The following is a 22,022-nucleotide window of genomic DNA, read 5'->3' as shown; positions in this document are numbered from 1 at the left end:
GAAAACCGTCGTGACCCTCGACGAGGCCGCGCGCAGCCGCAGCGACAACTATCTGCCCCTGCGTCACCTCGCCGCGCTGATGGTGATCTACGGCCACAGCTATGCCTTGGTCCGGCAGGCGCCGGGGCAATCCGACTTCTTCGCCAAGCTGATGCCGGGCTTCTATGCCGGCAATCTCGCCGTATACCTGTTCTTCGCGATCAGCGGCTATCTGGTGACGCTAAGTCTGCTGCGCCATCCGGGACTGTGGCGCTACGTGCGCAACCGCACGTTGCGCGTCTACCCGGCTTATTTCGTCTGCTTGCTGGTGTGCGTGTTTGCGATCGGTCTCGCCTTCACCACCCTGCCCGCCGGCGAATATCTCAGCGCGGAGGACACCTGGCGTTATCTGACGCGCAATCTGCAGCCGGTGACGCTGGCTTGGGCTTTGCCCGGCGTGTTCGAAGGCAATCCGTATCCGAAGGTGGTCAACGGCACTTTATGGTCGTTGGGCCTGGAAGTGCGCTGGTATTTCTATCTGGGATTGTTGACGGCATTGACCGTCGTACGGCGGCGTTGGGCGTTCACTCTGGTCGCGCTGGCGGTCATCGGCTACGGCGGCTGGGAGTGGTGGATCGGCAAGCCGGACGTCAACGAATACCGCGCGTTGTCGCAGGCGTACCTCATCGCCGCTTTGTGCGCGCACTGGCGCGATCGGATTCCGGTCTCGCATGGGGCCATGGCGGGGTTCGCGTTAGCGGCAGTCGCGCTGCACGGCACGCGAGGATTCGGACCGGCCGCGGTGCTCGCGGCAATCTATTTCACGTTCTGGGCGGCGTATCGGTTGCCTGCGCTGCGTTGGCCCGGCGGCAACGACTACTCCTACGGCCTGTTCTTGTACGGATTCCCGGTGCAGCAGTCGCTGATTGCGCTGATGCCGGCATTGTCGCCGTTGCAGTTGCTGCCTATCTCGGTGGCCTGCGCTTTGTTGTTCGCGGTCGTGTCCTGGCACCTGATCGAACGTCCGGCGCTTCGCTACAAGCCTTCGTCTGCTGCGCCGCCGTTGCCGGCCGTCTGACCTGATTTTCGTAGGAGCGGCTTCAGCCGCGAGCTTTCTCTCCCGAATCGCAGCGATGCCGCGATTTGAAGGAAAGAGCTCGCGGCTGAAGCCGCTCCTACGAAAGTCAGAGGATCTACCAGACGAGGTCGTCGGGGACTTGGTACTGCGGGTCGGCGTACGGGTCGTCTTCGGCCGGCGCGTTCGGATCGACTTTCAAGGCGACCGCCGGCGCGAACACCGCTTCGGCTTCGGCCAGCAGCGCCGCGGTAACCAGCAAATAGTGGCCGTTGAGCTGGACGACGCCCAGCTCGCCCGCATTGAGCGCTTTCAGCTGATCGGCGGTGACGTAGACGCGTTTGATCTTGCCGCCGTAATCGAAATGGCGGGCGATGTCGGCCTGCGGGTCGTTCAGCGCTTTGTCCTTCAGCAGCTCGGCTAGCTTCGCCTTCGCCTCGCGGCGCAGGCGCGCTTCTTCCTGGCGCTGCCGCTCGGCTTCGATCCGTTCGTCCTTTTCCTTTTGCGCGCGGATCGCGTAGGCCTTGGCCAGATCGATCTCTTCCTGCGAACGCGGCTTGCCCTGGTGGCGCGGTTTGCCGCGATCGGATCGGCCCGGATGCGGCTTGCCGTCCGCGCTTTTGCCGGGTTGCGGCCGGCCCTGCGCGCTCTTGCCGGGATGGGGCTTGCCGGCGCGGCGCTCGTCGCCTTTGCGCTGCTCGGGGCGCGCGGATTTCGCCGGCTTGTCCGGCTTGGGCGCGGGCTTGAAACCCAGGCCCAACAGTTGATCGCGGAGTGAGTCGCTCATGGCGCCGATTCTATGCGCGGCTTGCGTTCGCGGCTATGCCGATCAGTAATGCGGGGGCGGCGGTTCGTCGGCCGGATCGGCGAACGCATCGCCGCGCGAAGTCCGCAATTCTTCCAACGCCCGCCGCAGCAGATCCGCATAACGCTGCGTCTCGATCCGGGACGCCGCCAGCGCATCGCTCAATTCGGCCAGCGCCTGCTCCTGGAACGCCAAGCGCGTCTCCAGCTCGACCAGCCTGAGATCGAGATCGCCGCTCATGCCTCAATCCAAGCCGATGGAACGGCCGCGGCCGATGCCCCAGTAGGCGATGCCGGCCGCTTCGACTTCGGCCGGCTCGTACAGGTTGCGGCCGTCGAAAATCGCGCGATCGCGCAGTATGCCGTGCAGCTTGGCGAAATCGGGGCTGCGGAACTGCTTCCACTCGGTGACGACGACCAAGGCGTCCGCGCCCTGCAGCGCCGCCGAAGCCGAATCGCACAGCGCCAAGTCCGGACGCTCGCCGAAGATGCGGCGCGCTTCCTCCGCGGCTTCGGGATCGTAGGCGCGCACTTTGGCGCCCGCGTCCCACAATTGTTCCAACAGCCTGCGGCTGGAAGCCTCGCGCATGTCGTCGGTGTTGGGCTTGAACGCCAAGCCCCAGACCGCGAAAGTGCGGCCGCGCACTTCGCCGTCGTAGTGGCGGGCGATCAGTTCGAACAGATGGCCTTTCTGGCGGTCGTTGACCGTTTCCACGGCCTGCAGCAGCACGGCTTCGTGCCCGACCTGGCGCGAGGTGCGCGCCAACGCCTGCACGTCTTTCGGGAAGCAGGAGCCGCCGTAGCCCGCGCCGGGATAGATGAAGTGCCAGCCGATGCGCGGATCCGAGCCGATGCCTTGGCGCACGTGCTCGATGTCGGCGCCGACTTTCTCGGCGATGTTGGCGATCTCGTTCATGAAGCTAATCTTGGTCGCCAGCATCGCGTTGGCCGCGTACTTGGTCAGCTCGGCCGAACGCACGTCCATCGCCACGATCCGCTCGTGGTTGCGGTTGAACGGCGCGTACAGCCGTTTCATCTTTTCGATCGCCGCCTTGCTGGACGCGCCGATCACGATCCGATCCGGACGCATGCAGTCCTTGACCGCATCGCCTTCTTTCAGGAATTCCGGATTCGAAACCACTTCGAACGGGATGTCCTCGCCGCGCGCTTGCAATTCCTGCGCGATCGCCGCGCGGACCTTGTCGGCGGTGCCCACCGGCACGGTCGACTTGTCGACGATCACCGCCGGCCGCGCCAGGTGCTGGCCGATGGTTTTGGCCACCGCCAGCACGTATTTCAGGTCGGCGCTGCCGTCTTCGTCCGGCGGCGTGCCGACGGCGATGAAGACGACCTCGCCATGGGCGATGGCCGCGGCCGCATCGGTGGTGAAATCCAAACGTCCGGCGGCGTGGTTGGCCTTCACCATCGGTTCCAGGCCGGGCTCGTAGATCGGGATCACCCCGCGCTTGAGCCCTTCCACCTTGGCCGCGTCGATGTCGACGCAGACCACGTCGTGCCCGACTTCCGCCAGGCACGTGCCGGTGACCAGGCCGACGTATCCGGTACCGAAGATCGCGAGACGCATCGCTTACTGCTTGACCGGGGCCGGCGGCGTTTGGCTCGGCAATTGGTCGGGTTTCACGATGTCGAGCAGTTCGACTTCGAACACCAAGGTCGCGTTCGGGCCGATCGGGCCGCCGGGCGTGCCTTGCTCGCCGTAACCCAACTGGCTGGGAATCCAGAACTTGTACTTGCTACCCACCGGCATCAGCGCGATGCCTTCCTTCCAGCCCGGCACCACTTGCTCCAGCTGGAACATGGCCGGTTCGTTGCGGTCGTAGGTGCTGTCGAAGGGCTTGCCGTCGAGCAAGGTGCCCTTGTAGTTCACCCGGACCACGTCGGTGGACTTGGGCTTGGCGCCTTTGCCTTCGGTGATCACTTGGTACTGCAGGCCCGAAGCGGTGGTGGTCACGCCGGGCTTCTTGCCGTTCTCGGCCAGGAACTTGGCGCCTTCTTCCTTGTTGTCCTTGGCCTTCTTCAGCATTTCCTCGATCTGCTTGGCCTGCATCTTGCGGCCGAAGTTCTCGCTGATCTCGGAAGCCTGCTGATCGGTCAGCAGCAATTTTTCGCCGGCGAACGAGGTTTTGATCGCCTTGGTCACCGTCTCCAGATCCAGCTCGTCCTTCATCGGCTGGAGTTGGCGGGCCATGGCCATGCCGACCATGTAGCTGACCTGCTCTTTCTCGGTCGCCAGGCCCGGGATGGCCTTGGCGCCGTCGGTCTTGGCTTCGGCCGCCTTGTCGGCGGGCTTGGCGGCGTCGGCGGCCTTGTCGCCCGGCTTGTTGCAGCCGGCGGCGAACAGGACGCACGAGGCCAGGGCGAGCGCCAGGGCGCTGTTACGGTGGATGGACGTCATCGGGCGTTCACTCCTGCAAGGGAAAAAGCGAGCCTGGTCGGGCCGCGCAAAGTTGGTACTTTGGCCAACAGGCGCTGAACGACCCGGGACTGGGCCGTCCGCGCCCCGGACCATCAAAGGATGGCCATCAATTCGACATCGAAGACCAGGGTGGCGTTCGGGCCGATCTTGTCGCCCGAGCCCTTGGCGCCGTAGGCCAGGTTGCCGGGGATCCAGAAACGGTATTTGGCGCCGACCGGCATCAGGGTCACGCCCTCGGTCCAACCCGCGATCACCTGGTTCAGGCCGAACTCGGCCGGCTGGCCGCGATCGTAGGAGCTGTCGAACACCGTGCCGTCCAGCAGCGTGCCGTGATAGTTCACGCGCACCCGGTCGCTGGGCTTGGGCCGCACGCCGGAACCTTGGCGCAGCACCATGTATTGCAGGCCCGACGGCGTGGTGAACACGCCCTTGACCGTCTTGTTCTTGGCCAGGAAGGCCGCGCCATCGCTTTCGTTCTTGGCGCCGAGCGTGGCGGCCTGGGCCTGCATCTTGGTCTGGAGGCGCTGGGTGAAACCGTCGCGCACCGCCTTGGCCTCGGCTTCGGTGAGCAGCGGGGTTTCCTTGTTGGCCACGGCCAGCAGGCCGCGGGTCAGCACCGGCAGTTCGATTTCGTCCTTGATCGGCGTCAACGAGCGGCCGACGTCGCTGCCGACCAGCAGGCCGACCTTTTCGCGCGAGATGTCGGGCGGCGCGCCGACGGGCTTGTTCGGACTATTGGGATTGCGCGCGGCGATGCGCTTCATCAGCGTTTCGGCCAGCGGGCGGATTTCGGCTTCTTGCAGCAAAGGCTTGCCGCCATCGAAAGCGTTGCGCACCGCGCGTTCGAACGACTTGACGTCCATGTCCGGCACCGCCGGCGCGACCGAGCGGCCCACGTCCATGCCGATGGTGTAGCTGACCTTCTCGCGTTCGGTGACCAGCGGCGCTTCCGCCTTCTGCGCGATCGCCGTCCCGGCGACCGCAGCCAATACTGCCGCGGCCGCGCCGCGCATCCAGACCTTCATTCATCGCTCCCGTACGCCGCCGCCGTGGCGGCGCTGAACCGTTATTGTCGCGGGCGGCGCGGGCCGAGGGCAATCTCGGCCAGACCCTCATCGCTTCGCGGCGGGCGCCGGCGATTTCAGTTCGCGCTCGATCGCCGCCACCAGGGCTTTGTCGTCGGGCACGGTGCGGCTGGCGAAGCTGCCCACGACCCGCCCGTCGCGCGAGATCAAGTATTTGTGGAAGTTCCACTCGGGCGTATCGCCGGTGGTCTTGATCAAGTCGCGATACAGCGGCGTGGCTTCGTCGCCTTTCACGTGGACTTTTTCGAACATCGGGAACTTCACGCCATAGGTCAGCGTGCAGAATTCCTGGATCTGCTTTTCGTCGCCGTATTCCTGGTTCTTGAAATCGCCCGACGGGAAGCCGAGCACCGCGAAACCCTGTTGCTGGTACTTCGCATTCAACGCCTCGAGCGCTTCGAACTGCGGCGCCAGGCCGCATTTGCTGGCGGTGTTGACCACCAGCAGCACCTTGCCGCCGTACTGCTGCTGCAGATTGACAGGCGTTTTGCCGGTGAGCGGCCGGTAGGATCGGTCCAGCAACCCGCCCGCGGCCAGCGCGAGCCCGGAAACCAGAGCGGCGGAAACGATCAACCCCTTTAAGAAACAACGATTTACGTTCATTTCCTGACCTCTGCTGGACTGCGGCGAGTATGCCTTTAGTTGGGTCGGTCCGATATTGACGAAAGTTGGATTGGTGTTATAGTTGACTACAACACCAGACACCCCAGCAGGACACGGCCATGAACCGCAAGCTGCACAACACGTTCTCCGCGCTGTCCGTCGCCGCCGTCCTGATGACGGCCGGCTTGATCGCCTCCAGCCCCGCCCGCCAGGCCGAATCGGCCCCGCAGCTGCTGGCGGCGATCTCCACCCGGCCCGCTCCGCAAGCCGGCGTCGCACCCCAGCCCTGGACCCAGCACCGCTTGGTTTACGCCGAGCGTTCGGCGCAGGCCCGCAAGGCCGCCGCCGAGATGCGCGCCAAGGACATCGAAGCCCGCGCCGATGCGCTGGCCAACAAGTTGCGGGGCACCCGCGACGTGGGCGAAATCCTCAGCCACGTCGCCGGCTTCACTGCCGAAGTCGCGACCGAGTCCGCGTTGGACGCGGCCGCCGACGAACTCGCCAACTACGACGTTTCCACCGTCGAAACCATCGAAGCTCCGGCGCCGTCGCCAGCGGCGCCCAAAATCCGGCACAGCCGCCGTTCGATCACTCTGCCGTACTTCTCCTTCGCACCCCGGGGCTGAGCCATGACCGCGATCCAATGGAGCGAAGGCGCTCCCATCTACCGCCAGCTGAAGGAGCGCGTCGTGGCCATGCTGCTCGACGGCGTGCTCAAGCCCGGCGACCCCCTGCCCTCCGTGCGCCAGGTGGCCGCCGAGTATCAGCTGAATCCGATCACCGTCTCCCGCGCCTACCAGGAGCTGGCGGACGAATCTCTAGTCGAAAAACGTAGGGGACTGGGCATGTACGTCATCGAGGGCGCGTCCGAAAAACTGTTGGCGAGCGAACGCGAACGCTTCCTGCGCGAAGAGTGGCCGTTGGTGCTGGAACGCATCCAGCGCCTGGGCCTGTCGCCGGCGGAGCTGCTGCGCGGCGACAAGGGAGGCACGCGATGAATACCGGACTCGTGGTCGATGCGCACGGTTTGCGCAAGGCCTACAAGAACAAGCTCGCGCTGGACAACACCGAGCTGAAGATCGAAGCGGGCAAGATCATCGGCTTGATCGGCCCCAACGGCGCCGGCAAGACCACCGCGCTGAAGGCGATGCTGGGCCTGATCCCGTTCGATGGCGAGCTGAAAGTATTGGGCCGCGACCCGCGCACCCAGCGCGACGACCTGATGAACGACGTGTGCTTCATCGCCGACGTGGCGGTGCTGCCGCGCTGGATCCGCGTCGGCCAGGCGATCGAATTCGTCGCCGGCGTGCATCCGCGCTTCGACCGCGCGCGCTGCGAACGCTTCCTGGCCAATACCCAACTCAAGCCGCAGATGCGCGTGCGCGAATTGTCCAAGGGCATGATCGTGCAGTTGCACCTGGCCCTGGTGATGGCGATCGACGCCAAGCTGCTGGTGCTGGACGAGCCGACGCTCGGTTTGGACATCCTGTACCGCAAGCAGTTCTACCAGCGCCTGCTGGAGGACTACTTCGACGAGCAGAAGACGATCATCGTCACCACCCACCAGGTGGAGGAGATCGAACACATCCTCACCGACGTGATGTTCATCCGCGACGGCAAGATCGTGCTCGACGCGCCGATGGAAAACATCGGCGAGCGCTATACCGAAGTGCTGGTCGGCCAGGACAAGACCGAAGCCGCGCGCGCGCTGCGCCCGATCGACGAGCGTTCGCTGCCGTTCGGCAAGACCGTGATGCTCTACGACGGCGTGCCGCAGCAGCAGCTCGAAGCGCTGGGCGAAACCCGCACGCCGGGCCTGGCCGATCTGTTCGTCGCCACCATGAAGGGAACCTACGCATGAACGCCCCCGCCGAAAACATGGACGCGACCCCGCGCTACCCGGCCGTCGCCGCGCCCCACCCCACCCATACCTTCCGGATGCTGCTCAAGCGCGAATTCTGGGAACACAAGGGCGGCTTCCTGTGGGCGCCGCTGATCGCCGGCGCGATCTTCCTGCTGTTCAACCTGATGGCCGGCGGCGTCGGCGAGATGATGCTCAACAAGGTCGATCCGTCCAAGACCGTCCAGATCGACGGCCAGGAAGTGCGGATCGACATGGTCAACATCGGCATGCTGATCGATAAGCTGGACGCCAAGGATCTGGTGGACGTGGGCAATGTCGTGAACATCAGCCTGTTCGCGTCCGCCAGCTGGGCCTTCATCGTCCTCGCCTTCGTGGTGTTCTTCTACTGCTTGGGTTCGCTTTACGACGAGCGCAAGGACCGCAGCGTGCTGTTCTGGAAGTCGCTGCCGGTGTCGGACACGCAGACGGTGCTGTCGAAAGTCGCCAGCGCGGTACTGGTCGCTCCGGCGCTGGCGGTGGCCGCGGGCGTGGCGACGATGTTCGGCTTCATGCTGGTGTGCGGCTTCTTCATCATGGTCCACGGCGGCAACCCGTTCACCATCTTGTTCGGCTTGGGCGATCCGCTGACCGTGATCGGCCACCTGATCGCCGCGATCCCGGTGTACGCGCTGTGGGCGCTGCCGACGGCGGGCTGGCTGATGCTGTGCTCGGCCTGGGCCAAGAGCAAGCCGTTCCTGTGGGCGATCATGATCCCGGTGTTCGCAGGCATCTTCGTCACCTGGTTCGACGTGATGAACCTGTTCAACCTGGAAAGCACCTGGTTCTGGCAGCACATCGTGGGCCGCGCCCTGCTCAGCGCCGTGCCGGGCACTTGGGTGGACGCCGCGGACTTCGGCCACATCCACGGCGACGGCCCGGAAGTGCTGCAGCAAGTGATCAATCTGAAGACGCTGTACTCGCCGCTGCTGTCGCCGCAGTTGTGGATCGGCGCGGCCGCCGGCGCAGCGATGATCTACGGCGCGATCCGCCTGCGCCGCTGGCGCGACGACGGCTGATCCGCGCACCCGCTCCGGCCCGCCGCGGGCCGGAGCTTTTTCCCGCAGACCTCGGAGAGAGACGGTGAAGCACGCAAGGTGGTTCGCGTTAGGTTTGTGCGCCCTTTTGGCCGGATGCGCTGCGGCGCAAACCCGGCAACCGAGGCCCCAGCCGCTGCGCGGTGCGGCCCTGGACGCCGAAGTAGATCGCCTGATGCAAGCCGCCCGCGTGCCGGGCCTGGCGCTGGCGGTGATCGAAGACGGCCGCATCGTGCATCTGAAGGCCTACGGCTCGCGCGATCTCGAACAGAACCTGCCGCTGACCACCGACACCATCATGTACGGCGCTTCGATCACCAAGGGCGAGTTCGCATACGCAGTGATGTCCCTGGTCGAATCGGGCAAGCTCGACCTGGACCGCTCGATCGCCGACTACCTGCCCAAGCCGCTGCCCGAATACGAGAAATACGCCGACCTGGCGGGCGACGAGCACTGGCGCAAGCTGACCCCGCGCATCCTGCTGTCGCACCGATCCGGCTTCCCTAACTTCCGCTACTTCACCGAAAAGGGCTACGAGGCGAACGGCAAGCTCAAGTTCCATTTCGAACCCGGCAGTCGCTACGCCTACTCCGGCGAAGGGATCAATCTGCTGCAATTCGTCATCGAGAACGGACTGGGGATCGACGTCTCCGAGCTGATGCAAAAACAGGTGTACGACCGCTTCGGGATGAAGCGCAGCAGCATGGTCTGGCGCGACGATTTCGCCGCGAATCTGGCCATAGGCTACGACGAACAAGGCAAGCCGCTGGGCCACAAGAAACGCGGTGCGGCGCGCGCGGCGGGCTCGATGGACACGACGATCGCGGACCAAGCGGCCTTCCTCGCCGGGCTGGTCCGCGGCGAAGGCCTGAGCGCGGCGTCCAAAACCGAATTGCTGCGTCCGCAGGCCGCGATCCGTTCGGTGCAGCAATTCCCTACGTTGTCCGAAGACGTCACCGACGACAACCGCGGCATCGAATTCTCCGCAGCGCTCGGCTGGCTGACCTACCGCACGCCGCAGGGCCAGGCCTGGACCAAGGGCGGCCACGACGACGGCACCAACAATCTCACTTTGTGCGTGGCCGACGGGCGGCGCTGCTTAGTGATCCTCAGCAACAGCTCGAACGGCGAAGGCACCTTCAAATACCTCGCCGACGCCGCGCTCGGGCCGACCTGCCTGCCTTGGTTTTGGGTCGGCTACATCCCTTACGACCACCCCGAGTGGCGCGCTCCGGAAGCGCGCGCGCAACCGCATCCGCCTTGCTCCGCCTTTTAGGATCCCGTCATGAACGCCATCGCCGCACGCATCGAAGCCTGCGAACGCTCTAATCGCCGCTTCAAGCGCATCCTGATTCTGCAATCGCTGATACTGATCGCGTTGATCTCGACCATCGCCATCCGCTACGCCGGCGCGGCCGCCCCGGCCGCGCCGGCTTCGCTGCGGGTTTCCGAATTGGTCGTCGTCGATCCGAAAGGCGTGGAGCGCGTCAGGATCGGCGGCGACCTGCCCGATGCGGTCATAGACGGCAAGCGCATACCGCGCGGCAGCAAGGCGGCTGGGGTGATGCTCTACGACGACCGCGGCCAAGAACGCGGCGGTTACGTGACTTGGGACGAAGGCGACAACATCGGCCTGACTTTGGACAGCCGCAAAGGCCAGACGGCGCTGTTCGTCGCCGGCCCGAACGGCGGCACTTCGTTGCAGATGTGGCACGGCGCGGACGCGATCGACATCCGTTCCGACGAAGACGGCTCGCGCATCACCCGTACCCAGGCCGGCCAAGTGACCTTCCAGCAGCCGGCCGTAACCGCGATAGGCCAAGCGACCTGTTCGGAATACCGCAACGGCCTGCGCAGCGAGGTGCCGGGAGGGCTGCCTGCGGAACAGATCCGCAAGATTTGCCTTCGCCGATTCACCCAAGAGGCCTGCCGGACCTGCCTCAGTCCCGGCCAATGACGCCGCGCTTTAAACCGCGGCGGCCTTCGACGCATCCCATTCCAGATCGCGGCCTGGCCGCAGGCGTTTCAAGACCACGGAGCTTAGCCATGCAGAAGACTTTGATGCTGTCCCTCCTCGCCCTGCCCCTGCTGGCGATTCCTGTTTTCGCCCAAGCCGCCGAACAGTGCAAATACGGAGCCGACCGCAACCTGGCGCTGAACCTGTCCGGCGTGCGCACCGTGGTGGTGCGGACCGGCCCTTACGATTTCAACGTGAAGTCCGGCAGCGCGGCTCGCGCTTCGGGTCGTGCCTGCGCGAGTTCGCAGGAAGGCCTGGATCGCCTGCAACTGGTGCAGAAGCGCGAGGGCGATCGGCTCATCATCGAAACCGGCGATCGCAAGGCCTGGTCCGGCGGCTGGTTCAACGGCTATTCCTCGTTCGACGTCGACGTCACGCTGCCCAAGAACGTCGCCCTGGAAATGGATGTCGGATCGGGCGACGGCGACGTCTCCGGCATCGCCAACGTCGACGCGCACGTGGGCTCCGGCGACTTGAGCGTGAGCGGCGCCGACCGGCTGACGGCGGACGTCGGCTCGGGCGATCTGAAGGTTTCGGACATCGGCCAGTTGCAGATCGAAGCGGTCGGTTCCGGCGAGTTCGAGGGCGACCGCATTCGCGGCGACGTGCGCATCGGCACCATCGGATCCGGCGACGTGGATTTGCGCCAGGTCGGCGGCAGCGTCGATGCGCGCAGCATCGGGTCCGGCGACTTGAGCGCGGTGGACATCGATGGCGGTTTGCGCGTGGCGCATGTCGGCAGCGGCGGCGTCAACCATCGCGACGTCAAAGGCCGCGTGGACGTCCCCGAAGACGATTGACGGAATAAGCCCTTCCCCAGCGGCGAACAGGCCTCCCAGCGTTCGCCGTTTCCCCCCAACTCCGCTTCGGCGGGGTTTTCTTTGTAGAGCGGAGCTTGCTCCGCTGCCTTCGCTTCTGATTTGGTAGGTGCGAGTTCATTCGCACGCTTTTTCATGCAACGGTGTGCGAATGAATTCGCACCTACGAAAAGCCGAAGCAGCGGAGCAAGCTCCGCTCTACAAAGACAAAACTATCATCCGCCGCCGCCCGCCCCACCGGCGTGGATGCCGCCCTTGGTCAGCACGGCCGGATCCAGCAATTTCTTCAGTTGCGCCGCGGACAAGCCGCTGTCCTCCAGCGCCACGTCGAATACCGGCCGGTTTTCCTTATAAGCGCGCTTGGCGATCGCCGCCGCTTTTTCGTAGCCGATGATCGGATTGAGCGCGGTGACCAGGATCGGATTGCGGCCCAGCGCCGAAGCCACGTTGTCGCCGCGCACCTTCAGGCCGGCGATGCTCTTGTCGGCCAGCAGGCGCATGACGTTGGCGAGCAGACCGATCGAATCGAGCAGATCGTTCGCGATCAGCGGCAGCATCACGTTGAGCTGGAAATTGCCGCTGGCGCCGGCCACGGTGATCGCCGTGTGGTGGCCCATCACCTGGGCGCAGACCATGCAGGTCGCTTCGGCGATCACCGGATTGACCTTGCCCGGCATGATCGAACTGCCTGGCTGCAAAGCCGGCAATTCGATCTCGCCCAATCCCGCCAGCGGCCCGGCGTTCATCCAGCGCAGGTCGTTGGCGATCTTCATCAGCGCCACCGCCAATGCGTTGAGCTGACCGGACAACTCGACCGCGTCGTCCTGCGACGCCAGCCCTTCGAACTTGTCGGCGGCCGATTCGAATTTAGTGCCGGTCAGCGACGACAAGGCCTTGGCCATCGCCTTGCCGAAGCGCGGATCGGCGTTGATGCCGGTGCCGATCGCGGTACCGCCGATCGGCAAGCGCCGCAGACGCTTCAAGGCGTCTTCGATCCGCGCCTGCGCCGAGGCCAATTGCGCCGACCAGGCGCCGAATTCTTGGCCGAAAGTCAGCGGCATCGCATCCATCAGATGCGTGCGGCCGGTCTTGACCGTCTTGCCCAACGATTGCGCGCGGCGATCGATGGTCTTGCGCAGGTGCTTGAGCGACGGCAAAAGATCCTCGGCTACCGCCAACTGCGCCGAAACCCGGATCGCCGTGGGAATCACGTCGTTGGAACTCTGGCCGAGATTGACATGGTCGTTCGGATGCACCTTGGCCTTGCCCGCGCGCGTGGCGAGCGTGGCGATCACTTCGTTGGCGTTCATATTGGACGAGGTGCCCGAACCGGTCTGGTACACGTCGATCGGGAACTGCGCGTCGTGTTCGCCCACGGCGACCTGCGCCGCGGCTTCGCCGATGGCTTTGGCGACGGTTTTCGGCAACAAACCGAAACCGGCGTTGACCTCGGCGGCGGCGCCCTTGACCAATCCCAAAGCACGGATGAAACCGCGCGGCATCGGCCGGCCCGACACCGGGAAATTCTGCACGGCGCGCTGGGTCTGCGCGCCCCACAAGGCGGCGGCGGGCACCTGCAGCTCGCCCATGCTGTCGTGTTCGATGCGGTACTCCGACGGAGTTTTGCGCTTGGTCATGAGGGCTCCTCGTTCGATGCCGCGCAGGATACGCCGCTTTGCGTTGGCTTTTGTGGGAGCGGCTTTAGCCGCGAGCTATTCGGCACCTGGGCAAAAAGAGCTCGCGGCGAAAGCCGCGCCCACAAAAAAGCCGCCCCCGGCAAAGCCGCGCTAAAATGGCCGCTTGCCTGCCTGCGCCGAATCCATGACCGCCGAATCCCAGTTGCTCGCCCTATCCCCGCTCGACGGCCGTTATGCCGGCAAAGTCGACGCGCTGCGCCCGATCTTCTCCGAATACGGTCTGGTCAAGGCGCGGGTGAAGGTCGAAGTCGAATGGCTGCTGGCCCTGGCCGCCGAGCCCGGCATCGGCGAACTGCCGCCGTTCGCCGATGCCGCCGCGGCGCGGCTGCGCGCGCTCGCCGACGGTTTCTCGGTCGCCGACGCGGCGCGGGTCAAAGAGATCGAACGCACCACCAACCACGACGTCAAAGCCGTCGAATATTTCATCAAGGAACGCCTGAAGGACGACGCCGAACTCGGCCCGGCCTTGGAATTCGTCCACTTCGCCTGCACCAGCGAGGACATCAACAACCTGTCTTACGCGCTGATGCTCAACGAAGCCCGGCAGACGGTGCTGCTGCCCAAGCTCGATGCGCTGATCGAAAAGCTGCGCGCGATGGCGCACGAACACGCCGCGCTGCCGATGCTGTCGCGCACCCACGGCCAAACCGCGTCGCCCACCACCGTCGGCAAGGAATTGGCCAACGTCGTCGCCCGCTTGCGCCGCCAAGGCGAACAGCTGGCCGCGGTGTCGCTGGGCGGCAAGATCAACGGCGCGGTCGGCAACTACAACGCCCACGTCGCCTCCTACCCGGACGTGGATTGGCCCGCGTTCGCCCGGCGCTTCGTCGAATCGCTGGATCTGGATTTCAACGCTTACACCACCCAGATCGAGCCGCACGACGGCATCGCCGAAATTTCCGACGCGCAGAAGCGGATCGACACGGTCTGCATCGACCTGTGCCGCGACATCTGGGGCTACATCTCGCTCGGCTATTTCAAGCAGGCGGTGAAGGCCGGCGAAGTCGGCAGCTCGACCATGCCGCACAAGGTGAACCCGATCGATTTCGAGAACGCCGAAGGCAATTTCGGCATCGCCAACGCCTTGTTCGAGCATTTCGCCGCCAAGCTGCCGATCAGCCGCTGGCAGCGCGACCTGACCGATTCCACCGTGTTGCGCGCGCTCGGAACCGCCTTCGGCCACGCCTTGATCGGCTACGACGCGCTGCTGCGCGGCTTGAACAAGCTCAGCGCCAATCCGGAGCGCCTGGCCGCCGATCTGGACGCGTCCTGGGAAGTGCTGGCCGAAGCCGTGCAAACCGTGATGCGCCGGCACGGCTTGCCGAATCCTTACGAGCAATTGAAAGCGCTGACGCGCGGCCAAGGCATCAACGAAGCGTCGATGCGCGAATTCATCCGGACGCTGGAGCTGCCCGAAGCGGACAAGCGCCGCTTGCTCGACATGACGCCGGGCACCTACACCGGCCTCGCCGAAAAACTGGCGCGGGACATCTGAGCGCGCTATGCGGCTGCTGCTCAACATCGATGTGCCCGATTTGGCCGCCGCCGAGGCCTTCTACGTCGCCGCGTTCGGCTTGAATCCAGCGCGGCGGCTCGGCATCCATGTGGTCGAACTGCTCGGCTCGGGCGCCACGATCTATCTGCTGGAGAAACCCGTGGGCAGCCGCGGCGCCGGCAATTCCTTGCGCGGCTACGAACGCCACTGGACGCCGATCCACTGCGATTGGGTGGTCGACGATCTCGACGCCGCTTTGCGCCGAGCGCTGGCGGCCGGAGCGCAGCAGGAAGGGCCGATCCGCGAAGCGAACTGGGGCCGGCTCGCGCAACTGGCCGATCCGTTCGGGCATGGCTGGTGTTTGTTGCAGTTCCTCGGACGCGGCTATGACGAGATCGCGATTTGAGCTCCAGCCATTCGTCACGCCGTCATCCCGGCGAAACGAGCGATGCGAGTTAACGGCAAAGCCGGCCCGAAGGGGAGCGTTAGCGAGTCAAGCTGGGATCCAGCTTGATTTTGCTTCGCTCCGTCGTCCAAAAAGGCGAAAATAGGTCCCAGCTTTCGCTGGGATGACGGCTTGAGAGCAAAGCATGGCAAAGCGCAAAGCACAGCTCCCCATCGAAGTCGACGCCCGCAACCAGCCGCCGCTGGGCATGCCGGCGTCCGATTTCCTGCGCGACTACTGGCAAAAAAGGCCGCTGCTGATCCGCAACGCCTTCCCTGGCTTCGTCTCGCCGATCTCGCCGGAAGACCTGGCCGGCCTGGCCTGCGAAGACAGCGCCCTGGCCCGCATCGTCGCGCACGAGCGCGAGCACGATCGTTGGCTGCTGCGGCACGGCCCTTTCCCTGAGGAAATGTTCCCGACCCTGCCGCAGCACGACTGGACGCTGCTGGTGCAGGACGTCGACAAATGGGATGCGGACATCGCCGCGCTGCTGCCGGCGTTCGACTTCCTGCCGCGCTGGCGGATCGACGATGTGATGGTGTCCTTCGCCGCGCCCGGCGGCTCGGTCGGCGCCCACGTCGATCAATACGACGTATTCTTGCTGCAGGCGCAAGGCCATCGCCGCTGGCAGATCGACGACCGTCCGAATCCGCCGGTGCATTTCCGCAAGGACGCCGAGCTCAAGCTGCTGCAGCGCTTCGCGCCGAACCACGATTGGGTGCTGGGTCCCGGCGACATGCTCTATCTGCCGCCCGGCGTGCCGCACCACGGCGTCGCCGAAGACGCCTGCCTCACGTTCTCGATCGGCATGCGCGCGCCGTCGGCGGCCGAACTGCTCGGCGATTTCGTCGACACCTTGGCTGCGGACGCCGACGAAGCGCTGCGCTACCGCGATCCGGATTTGGCGCCGCCCAAGGATCCGAACGAAATCGATGCCGAAGCGATGCGCCGCGTCGTCGAAGCCTTGAACGAATTGCGGATGAACGACGCCGACCGGCTGGGCGATTGGTTCGGACGCTTCATCACATTGTACCGCAGCGCCGGGCATGCCGCGCCCGGCGACGAGAAGCGCTCGCGGATCGAAGTCGAATGGGATTTGCAGCAAGGCGCGGTGCTGCATCGCCATCCGTTCACCCGGATGGCCTGGCGCAAGGCCGCACAAGGCGCGACCTTGTTCGCCGCCGGCCAGAGCCATGCGCTGCCCGCGCGCGACGCGCAGCGCATCGCCGCCGCGGACCGTTTCGACGGACGCAGTTACGCCGCCCTTTCCGAGCGCGGCCGCGACGCCGTGTACGAATTGCTGCAAGGCGGCCACTATCAATTGGCCATGCCCGACGAGGACGCGGCATGAGCGCGAACCCTTCCGGCTTCAGCGTCGAGCCGATCGACTACGGAACCGGCCTGCCCGAATTGCGCAGCGTGCGCGAGACCGTGTTCGTGCAAGAGCAGAACGTGCCGATCGCCGAGGAATGGGACGAGCTGGATCCGCAATGCCTGCACGTGATCGCGCGCGATCCGGGCGGCCGCCCGATCGGCACGGGCCGGCTGACGCCCGAACGCAAGGTCGGGCGCATGGCCGTGCTGCGCGAATGGCGCGGCAAGGGCGTGGGCGATGCGATGCTGGCGGCCTTGATCGAATCGGCGCGGCGACGCGGCTGGCGCGAACTGTCTTTGAATTCGCAAGTGTCGGCGTCCGCGTTCTACATCCGCCACGGCTTCGTGCCTTACGGCGAGCGGTTCTGGGAGGCCGGCATCGAACACCAGGCGATGCGGCGCATGCTGGGCGGTGCGACCGCGATCGAAGACCGGGAAGCGGCCATCGCCGCGACCGTGGCCGTGATCCTGGGCGCACGGCGCTATCTCTGGATCTATAGCCGCGAATTGGACCCGGGCCTGTTCGATGCGGCGCCGGTGCTCGAGGCCTGGCGCCGCTACGGCACGTCCGGCCATGGCGGCGAGGCCCGGTTCCTGCTGCAGGATGCCGAGGCCGTGCAGCGCGCGCACGCGCCGCTGCTGGGACTGGCGCAGCGCCTGCCCAGCCTGTTCCAGTTCCGCGAGGTGGACGATCCGGCCGATCGCGCCTATCCGTCGGCCTTCATCGCCAACGACACCGGCGGCTACTACTTCCGCACCCTGGGCCATCGCTTCGACGGCGAAACCGATCTGGACGGCGCCGGTCGCGCCCGCCAATTGGTGGAAAGCTTCAAACCGATTTGGGAACGCTCGCGTCCCTGCCCCGAGTTCCGCGCCCTGGGCATTTGATCGCATCGCTCTTGTGGGAGGGGCTTTAGCCCCGACATAGAACTTGTCGGGGCTAAAGCCCCTCCCACAAAAGCACGCGGACAATCGCGTCTAAGACCATCTAATGATGCGCTGCGGCAACGCAAGCGGCTATAATTTCGGTTCTTGCGCGACCGCTTCGACGGGAAGCGAAAAATCCCGTCGAATCAAGCGCTTGCCCCCATCACGAGCCTACTCAAGCCAGACGTGGACAGTCTTCTCAAGCAGTTTGCGCAGTCCTCCCAGCTCGGCGCCAATGCCGCCTTCATCGAAGACCTGTACGAACAGTACCTGGTCGATCCCGACAGCGTCGGGCCCAAATGGAAGGCATATTTCGATGGGTTCAAAGGCCGTGAAGCGGGCGACGTGCCGCATTCGGCGGTCATCGACGCCGTGGCCCAAGCCGGCAAATTGGCCGCACGCGGCGTGGCCGTGCTCGGTGCCGGCAGCGGCGACGAACGCGAACGCCACGTCGGCCGCCTGATCACCGCCTACCGTTCGCGCGGCCACCTGGCCGCCAACCTCGATCCGCTCGGCATGCTGGACAAGCCCGACGCGCCCGACCTGGGCCTGGGCTTCCATCGTTTGTCCGAAAGCGACCTGGGCAGCGAGTTCAGCACCGGCGGCGTCGCCGGCCGCGAACGGATGAAGCTCGGCGATCTGCTGTCCCTGCTCAAGGCCACCTACACCGGTCCGATCGGCGCCGAGTTCATGCACATCGCCGACGCCGAACAACGGCGCTGGTTGTACGAGCGCCTGGAAAACGCCGGCGGCGACTACAAGCGGACCGAAGACGACAAGCGCCGCATCCTGGAGCGCCTGACCGCGGCCGAAGGCCTGGAACGCTATCTGCACACCAAGTACGTCGGCCAGAAACGGTTCTCGCTGGAAGGCGGCGATGCACTGGTGCCGCTGCTGGACAATATGATCCGCCGCGCCGGCGCCGACGGCGTCAAGGACGTGGTGCTGGGCATGGCACACCGCGGCCGTCTGAACGTGCTGGTCAACACGCTGGGCAAATCGCCGCGCAAGCTGTTCGACGAGTTCGAAGGCAAGTTCGAGCACAGCCGCGACGACCGGGCCCATACCGGCGACGTGAAGTACCACATGGGCTTCAGCGCCGACGTGCAGACGCCGGGCGGTCCGGTCCACATCGCGTTGGCGTTCAATCCCTCGCACCTGGAAATCGTCGACCCGGTCGTGGTCGGCAGCGTGCGTTCGCGCCAGCAGCGCCGCGGCGACAAGGAACGAAAGAAAGTCCTGCCGGTGCTGCTGCACGGCGACGCCGCCTTCGCCGGCCAGGGCGTGGTGATGGAGCTGTTCCAGATGTCGCAGGCGCGCGGTTTCCGCGTCGGCGGCACGGTCCACATCGTCATCAACAACCAGGTCGGCTTCACCACCAGCGACCGCCAGGACGCGCGCAGCACGCTGTACTGCACGGACGTCGCCAAGATGGTCGGCGCGCCGGTGCTGCACGTGAACGGCGACGACCCCGAAGCGGTGGTGTTCTGCGCCGAACTGGCCTTCGACTTCCGCCAGCGCTTCGGCAAGGACGTGGTCATCGACCTGGTCTGCTACCGCCGCCACGGCCACAACGAAGCCGACGAACCCGCCGCCACCCAGCCGCTGATGTACCAGACCATCCGCGCCCACAAGACGCCGCGCGAGCTGTACGCCGACCGCCTGCTGGCGACGAACGTGCTGAAGGAAGGCGAAGCGCAGGCGGTGGTCGACAAATACCGCGACAAGCTGGACGCCGGCGAAGTCACCACCGAACTGGCCACGGTGAAGCCGGACGAGTTCACCATCGACTGGTCGAAGTACCTGTCGGGCAAGGTCAGCGACAAGGTCGACACGACCTTCCCGCGCAAGAAGCTCGACGAGCTGGCGAACGCGATCAACACGGTCCCGGCCGACATCGTGCTGCATCCGCGCGTCGCCAAGATCTACGAAGACCGCCGCAAGATGATGGCCGGCGAACTGCCCGCCGACTGGGGCTTCGCCGAGAATCTCGCGTACGCGACGATCCTCACCGAAGGCAACCGCCTGCGCCTGGTCGGCCAGGACAGCGGCCGCGGCACCTTCTTCCACCGCCATGCGGTGCTGCACGACCAGAAGACCGACAAGGACTATCTGCCGCTGCAGCAACTGGTGAAGAATCCGGAAGACGCCACCATCATCGACTCGCTGCTCAGCGAAGAAGCGGTGATGGCCTTCGAGTACGGCTACTCCACCGCCGATCCCGCCACGCTCGACATCTGGGAAGCGCAGTTCGGCGATTTCGCCAATGGTGCGCAGGTGGTGATCGACCAGTTCCTGTCCTCGGGCGAAGCCAAGTGGGACCGTCTCTGCGGCTTGGCCCTGTTCCTGCCGCACGGCTACGAAGGCCAGGGCCCCGAGCACAGCTCGGCCCGCCTGGAGCGCTTCCTGCAGTTGTGCGCGCTGGAAAACATGCTGGTCTGCGTGCCGACCACGCCGGCGCAGGCTTTCCACATGATCCGCCGGCAGATGCGCATGGATACGCGCAAGCCGTTGGTGGTGATGACGCCGAAGTCGCTGCTGCGCCACAAGCTGGCGGTGTCCACGCTGGACGAACTGGCCGACGGCGAGTTCCAGCACCTGATTCCCGACGCCAAGGCCGATCCGAAGAAAGTCACCCGCGTGGTGCTGTGCTCGGGCCGCGTCTACTTCGACCTGTTCGAGGAAGCGCAGAAGCAGAAGCTGGACAACGTGGCGATCCTGCGCGTCGAACAGCTGTATCCGTTCCCGCGCGCGCAGCTGGCCGCCGAGTTGAAGCGCTACGCCAAGGCCGCCGAAGTCGTGTGGTGCCAGGAAGAACCGCAGAACCAGGGCGCGTGGTACCAGATCAAGCACCACCTGGACGCGTGCATCCAGCCCAAACAGGCGGTGCATTACGCCGGCCGCGCTCGCTCGCCCTCGCCCGCCGTCGGCCATTTCAACGACCACGTGGCCGAGCAGCAGCAATTGGTCGCCGATGCGTTGGTCAATCCGCTCAACGGCAAGCACGCCGCCGAGTGATCCCACAAGAGCCCCTTCTAATCCGCGCCAGAAACCTAGGACGCCACCATGGCCACCGAAATCAAAGTTCCCGTTCTGCCCGAATCCGTCTCCGACGCGACCATCGCGTCCTGGCATAAGAAGCCGGGCGACGCGGTCAAGCGCGACGAGAACCTGGTCGATCTGGAAACCGACAAGGTGGTGCTGGAAGTGCCTTCGACCGTCGACGGCGTGCTGAAGGAAATCAAGTTCAAGGAAGGCGACACCGTCACCAGCCAACAGGTCATCGCAGTGATCGACGAAGGCGCGGCCGCCGCGGCTTCTTCCGAAGCGCCGAAGGCCGAAGCGAAAGCCGAGAAAGCTCCCGCCGCCGGCGCGCAGGAAGTGCAACCTAAAGCTGAGGCCGCGAAGGCCGAAGCCGCCGCGCCTTCGAGCACCAAGCCCGCACCCGTCGCCAGCGCCAACGAATTGCCGCCCGGCGCCAAGTTCACCGCCGCGAAGGAAGGCATCGACCCGTCGCAAGTGGAAGGCACCGGCCGCCGCGGCGCGGTGACCAAGGAAGACCTGATCAACTACGCGAGCGGCAAGACCGCCGGCGTCGGCGGCGGCGCGCGTCCGGAAGAACGCGTGGCCATGACCCGCATCCGCGCGCGCATCGCCGAGCGCCTGATGCAGTCCAAGAATTCGATCGCCATGCTCACCTCGTTCAACGAGGTCAACCTGGGCAAGGTGATGGCGATGCGCAAGGAGTTGGGCGAATCGTTCGAGAAGGCCAACGGGATCAAGCTCGGCTTCATGAGCTTCTTCGCCAAGGCCGCGGCCAACGCGCTGCAGCGTCATCCCGTCGTCAACGCTTCGGTCGACGGCAACGACATCGTCTACCACGGCTACGCCGACATCTCGATCGCGGTGTCGACCGACAAGGGCCTGGTCACGCCGGTGGTGCGCAACGTCGAGCGCCTGTCCTTCGCCGAGATCGAGCAGCAGATCGGCGAATACGCCAAGAAGGCCCGCGACGGCAAGCTGGCGCTGGAAGACCTGCAGGGCGGCACCTTCACCATCACCAACGGCGGCACCTTCGGCTCGCTGATGTCCACGCCGATCGTGAATCCGCCGCAAAGCGCGATCCTGGGCATGCACGCCATCAAGGAACGCGCCATCGTCGAGAACGGCGCCGTGGTCGCCGCGCCGATGATGTACATCGCGCTGTCCTACGACCACCGCATCATCGACGGCAAGGACGCGGTGCTGTTCCTGGTCGACATCAAGAACCAGTTGGAGAATCCGAGCCGGATGCTGCTCGGCATGTAAGAGCGAGGAACTAGTGAAGAG

21 protein-coding genes are annotated in these 22,022 nt (G+C 65.4%); 14 read left to right on the top strand and 7 right to left on the bottom strand.

Annotated elements, in window-relative coordinates; genetic code table 11:
* The first annotated feature begins 10 nt into the window (after positions 1–10).
* Positions 11–1,057 (top strand): acyltransferase family protein, encoded by a 1,047-nt coding sequence (locus FCE95_RS02355; RefSeq protein WP_137265383.1) that lies wholly within the window; start codon positions 11–13, stop codon positions 1,055–1,057.
* A gap of 115 nt (positions 1,058–1,172) precedes the next feature.
* Here FCE95_RS02355 and FCE95_RS02350 read toward each other — a convergent pair whose 3' ends face one another.
* The 6 genes from FCE95_RS02350 to FCE95_RS02325 all read right to left on the bottom strand — a co-directional run bounded on the left by FCE95_RS02350 (position 1,173) and on the right by FCE95_RS02325 (position 5,983).
* Positions 1,173–1,841 carry a DUF2058 domain-containing protein gene (locus FCE95_RS02350; protein WP_137265382.1) on the bottom strand — a complete coding sequence of 223 codons (669 nt, stop codon included), beginning with the start codon at positions 1,839–1,841 and terminating at the stop codon, positions 1,173–1,175.
* A gap of 42 nt (positions 1,842–1,883) precedes the next feature.
* Positions 1,884–2,099, bottom strand: coding sequence for a SlyX family protein (locus tag FCE95_RS02345; protein WP_137265381.1), 216 nt, complete (start codon positions 2,097–2,099; stop codon positions 1,884–1,886).
* Positions 2,100–2,102: 3 nt separating this feature from the next.
* On the bottom strand, positions 2,103–3,443 hold the full coding sequence (locus FCE95_RS02340; RefSeq protein ID WP_137265380.1) for a UDP-glucose dehydrogenase family protein: 1,341 nt from the start codon (positions 3,441–3,443) through the stop codon (positions 2,103–2,105).
* Positions 3,444–3,446: 3 nt separating this feature from the next.
* A complete protein-coding gene (gene bamJ, locus FCE95_RS02335) occupies positions 3,447–4,274 on the bottom strand; it encodes a BamJ family beta-barrel-assembly machinery protein (protein WP_137265379.1) in 828 nt (275 codons plus the stop codon).
* 113 nt (positions 4,275–4,387) lie between these two features.
* On the bottom strand, positions 4,388–5,320 hold the full coding sequence (locus tag FCE95_RS02330; RefSeq protein WP_137265378.1) for an FKBP-type peptidyl-prolyl cis-trans isomerase: 933 nt from the start codon (positions 5,318–5,320) through the stop codon (positions 4,388–4,390).
* A gap of 87 nt (positions 5,321–5,407) precedes the next feature.
* Positions 5,408–5,983, bottom strand: a complete 576-nt coding sequence (locus FCE95_RS02325) for a glutathione peroxidase (RefSeq protein WP_137265377.1) — start codon at positions 5,981–5,983, stop codon at positions 5,408–5,410.
* Between the two features lie 119 nt (positions 5,984–6,102).
* Here FCE95_RS02325 and FCE95_RS02320 point away from each other — a divergent pair, with 119 nt between their 5' ends.
* From FCE95_RS02320 to FCE95_RS02290, 7 genes are all read left to right on the top strand, one after another.
* Positions 6,103–6,609 (top strand): hypothetical protein, encoded by a 507-nt coding sequence (locus FCE95_RS02320; RefSeq protein WP_137265376.1) that lies wholly within the window; start codon positions 6,103–6,105, stop codon positions 6,607–6,609.
* A gap of 3 nt (positions 6,610–6,612) precedes the next feature.
* Positions 6,613–6,981 carry a GntR family transcriptional regulator gene (locus FCE95_RS02315; protein WP_137265375.1) on the top strand — a complete coding sequence of 123 codons (369 nt, stop codon included), beginning with the start codon at positions 6,613–6,615 and terminating at the stop codon, positions 6,979–6,981.
* Positions 6,978–7,844: an ABC transporter ATP-binding protein gene (locus FCE95_RS02310; protein ID WP_137265374.1), complete on the top strand. Its 867-nt coding sequence runs from the start codon at positions 6,978–6,980 to the stop codon at positions 7,842–7,844. The genes FCE95_RS02315 and FCE95_RS02310 overlap by 4 nt, the downstream gene beginning before the upstream one ends.
* Positions 7,845–7,861: 17 nt before the next feature.
* Positions 7,862–8,902 carry a hypothetical protein gene (locus FCE95_RS02305; protein ID WP_137266415.1) on the top strand — a complete coding sequence of 347 codons (1,041 nt, stop codon included), beginning with the start codon at positions 7,862–7,864 and terminating at the stop codon, positions 8,900–8,902.
* A gap of 64 nt (positions 8,903–8,966) precedes the next feature.
* Positions 8,967–10,196 (top strand): serine hydrolase domain-containing protein, encoded by a 1,230-nt coding sequence (locus FCE95_RS02300; protein WP_223266748.1) that lies wholly within the window; start codon positions 8,967–8,969, stop codon positions 10,194–10,196.
* 9 nt (positions 10,197–10,205) lie between these two features.
* Entirely contained in the window at positions 10,206–10,877 is a 672-nt protein-coding gene (locus FCE95_RS02295; protein ID WP_137265372.1) for a hypothetical protein, read from the top strand.
* Positions 10,878–10,966: 89 nt separating this feature from the next.
* Positions 10,967–11,737, top strand: coding sequence for a DUF4097 family beta strand repeat-containing protein (locus tag FCE95_RS02290; RefSeq protein ID WP_223266747.1), 771 nt, complete (start codon positions 10,967–10,969; stop codon positions 11,735–11,737).
* A gap of 233 nt (positions 11,738–11,970) precedes the next feature.
* Here FCE95_RS02290 and FCE95_RS02285 read toward each other — a convergent pair whose 3' ends face one another.
* Entirely contained in the window at positions 11,971–13,392 is a 1,422-nt protein-coding gene (locus FCE95_RS02285; protein ID WP_137265371.1) for a class II fumarate hydratase, read from the bottom strand.
* Between the two features lie 184 nt (positions 13,393–13,576).
* Between FCE95_RS02285 and purB the strand changes: the two genes are divergently transcribed.
* From purB to sucB, 6 genes are all read left to right on the top strand, one after another.
* Complete coding sequence (purB, locus tag FCE95_RS02280; RefSeq protein ID WP_137265370.1) at positions 13,577–14,947, top strand: adenylosuccinate lyase; 1,371 nt, start codon at positions 13,577–13,579, stop codon at positions 14,945–14,947.
* A 7-nt stretch (positions 14,948–14,954) separates the two neighbouring features.
* Positions 14,955–15,353: a VOC family protein gene (locus FCE95_RS02275; RefSeq protein WP_137265369.1), complete on the top strand. Its 399-nt coding sequence runs from the start codon at positions 14,955–14,957 to the stop codon at positions 15,351–15,353.
* A gap of 184 nt (positions 15,354–15,537) precedes the next feature.
* On the top strand, positions 15,538–16,743 hold the full coding sequence (locus FCE95_RS02270) for a ribosomal protein uL16 3-hydroxylase (RefSeq protein WP_137265368.1): 1,206 nt from the start codon (positions 15,538–15,540) through the stop codon (positions 16,741–16,743).
* A complete protein-coding gene (locus FCE95_RS02265) occupies positions 16,740–17,654 on the top strand; it encodes a GNAT family N-acetyltransferase (RefSeq protein WP_137265367.1) in 915 nt (304 codons plus the stop codon). The genes FCE95_RS02270 and FCE95_RS02265 overlap by 4 nt, the downstream gene beginning before the upstream one ends.
* A gap of 225 nt (positions 17,655–17,879) precedes the next feature.
* Complete coding sequence (locus FCE95_RS02260) at positions 17,880–20,711, top strand: 2-oxoglutarate dehydrogenase E1 component (RefSeq protein ID WP_137265366.1); 2,832 nt, start codon at positions 17,880–17,882, stop codon at positions 20,709–20,711.
* Between the two features lie 48 nt (positions 20,712–20,759).
* Positions 20,760–22,001: a dihydrolipoyllysine-residue succinyltransferase gene (gene sucB / locus FCE95_RS02255; protein ID WP_137265365.1), complete on the top strand. Its 1,242-nt coding sequence runs from the start codon at positions 20,760–20,762 to the stop codon at positions 21,999–22,001.
* Positions 22,002–22,022 lie beyond the last annotated feature (21 nt).

The sequence above is a fragment of the Luteimonas gilva genome (assembly GCF_005239095.1).
Taxonomy (GTDB): Bacteria; Pseudomonadota; Gammaproteobacteria; order Xanthomonadales; family Xanthomonadaceae; genus Luteimonas_C; species Luteimonas_C gilva.
The sequence above is the reverse complement of the archived record's forward strand: the minus strand, read 5'-3'. Positions and strand labels throughout refer to the sequence as shown.

What these genes read in the sequence shown, in the direction of transcription:
- FCE95_RS02350 (WP_137265382.1), bottom strand. Translation starts at nt 1,841, where the DNA reads ATGAGCGACTCACTCCGCGATCAACTGTTGGGCCTGGGTTTCAAGCCC.
- FCE95_RS02345 (WP_137265381.1), bottom strand. Translation starts at nt 2,099, where the DNA reads ATGAGCGGCGATCTCGATCTCAGGCTGGTCGAGCTGGAGACGCGCTTG.
- FCE95_RS02340 (WP_137265380.1), bottom strand. Translation starts at nt 3,443, where the DNA reads ATGCGTCTCGCGATCTTCGGTACCGGATACGTCGGCCTGGTCACCGGC.
- bamJ (WP_137265379.1), bottom strand. Translation starts at nt 4,274, where the DNA reads ATGACGTCCATCCACCGTAACAGCGCCCTGGCGCTCGCCCTGGCCTCG.
- FCE95_RS02330 (WP_137265378.1), bottom strand. Translation starts at nt 5,320, where the DNA reads ATGAAGGTCTGGATGCGCGGCGCGGCCGCGGCAGTATTGGCTGCGGTC.
- FCE95_RS02325 (WP_137265377.1), bottom strand. Translation starts at nt 5,983, where the DNA reads ATGAACGTAAATCGTTGTTTCTTAAAGGGGTTGATCGTTTCCGCCGCT.
- FCE95_RS02320 (WP_137265376.1), top strand. Translation starts at nt 6,103, where the DNA reads ATGAACCGCAAGCTGCACAACACGTTCTCCGCGCTGTCCGTCGCCGCC.
- FCE95_RS02315 (WP_137265375.1), top strand. Translation starts at nt 6,613, where the DNA reads ATGACCGCGATCCAATGGAGCGAAGGCGCTCCCATCTACCGCCAGCTG.
- FCE95_RS02310 (WP_137265374.1), top strand. Translation starts at nt 6,978, where the DNA reads ATGAATACCGGACTCGTGGTCGATGCGCACGGTTTGCGCAAGGCCTAC.
- FCE95_RS02305 (WP_137266415.1), top strand. Translation starts at nt 7,862, where the DNA reads ATGGACGCGACCCCGCGCTACCCGGCCGTCGCCGCGCCCCACCCCACC.
- FCE95_RS02295 (WP_137265372.1), top strand. Translation starts at nt 10,206, where the DNA reads ATGAACGCCATCGCCGCACGCATCGAAGCCTGCGAACGCTCTAATCGC.
- FCE95_RS02290 (WP_223266747.1), top strand. Translation starts at nt 10,967, where the DNA reads ATGCAGAAGACTTTGATGCTGTCCCTCCTCGCCCTGCCCCTGCTGGCG.
- FCE95_RS02285 (WP_137265371.1), bottom strand. Translation starts at nt 13,392, where the DNA reads ATGACCAAGCGCAAAACTCCGTCGGAGTACCGCATCGAACACGACAGC.
- purB (WP_137265370.1), top strand. Translation starts at nt 13,577, where the DNA reads ATGACCGCCGAATCCCAGTTGCTCGCCCTATCCCCGCTCGACGGCCGT.
- FCE95_RS02275 (WP_137265369.1), top strand. Translation starts at nt 14,955, where the DNA reads ATGCGGCTGCTGCTCAACATCGATGTGCCCGATTTGGCCGCCGCCGAG.
- FCE95_RS02270 (WP_137265368.1), top strand. Translation starts at nt 15,538, where the DNA reads ATGGCAAAGCGCAAAGCACAGCTCCCCATCGAAGTCGACGCCCGCAAC.
- FCE95_RS02265 (WP_137265367.1), top strand. Translation starts at nt 16,740, where the DNA reads ATGAGCGCGAACCCTTCCGGCTTCAGCGTCGAGCCGATCGACTACGGA.
- sucB (WP_137265365.1), top strand. Translation starts at nt 20,760, where the DNA reads ATGGCCACCGAAATCAAAGTTCCCGTTCTGCCCGAATCCGTCTCCGAC.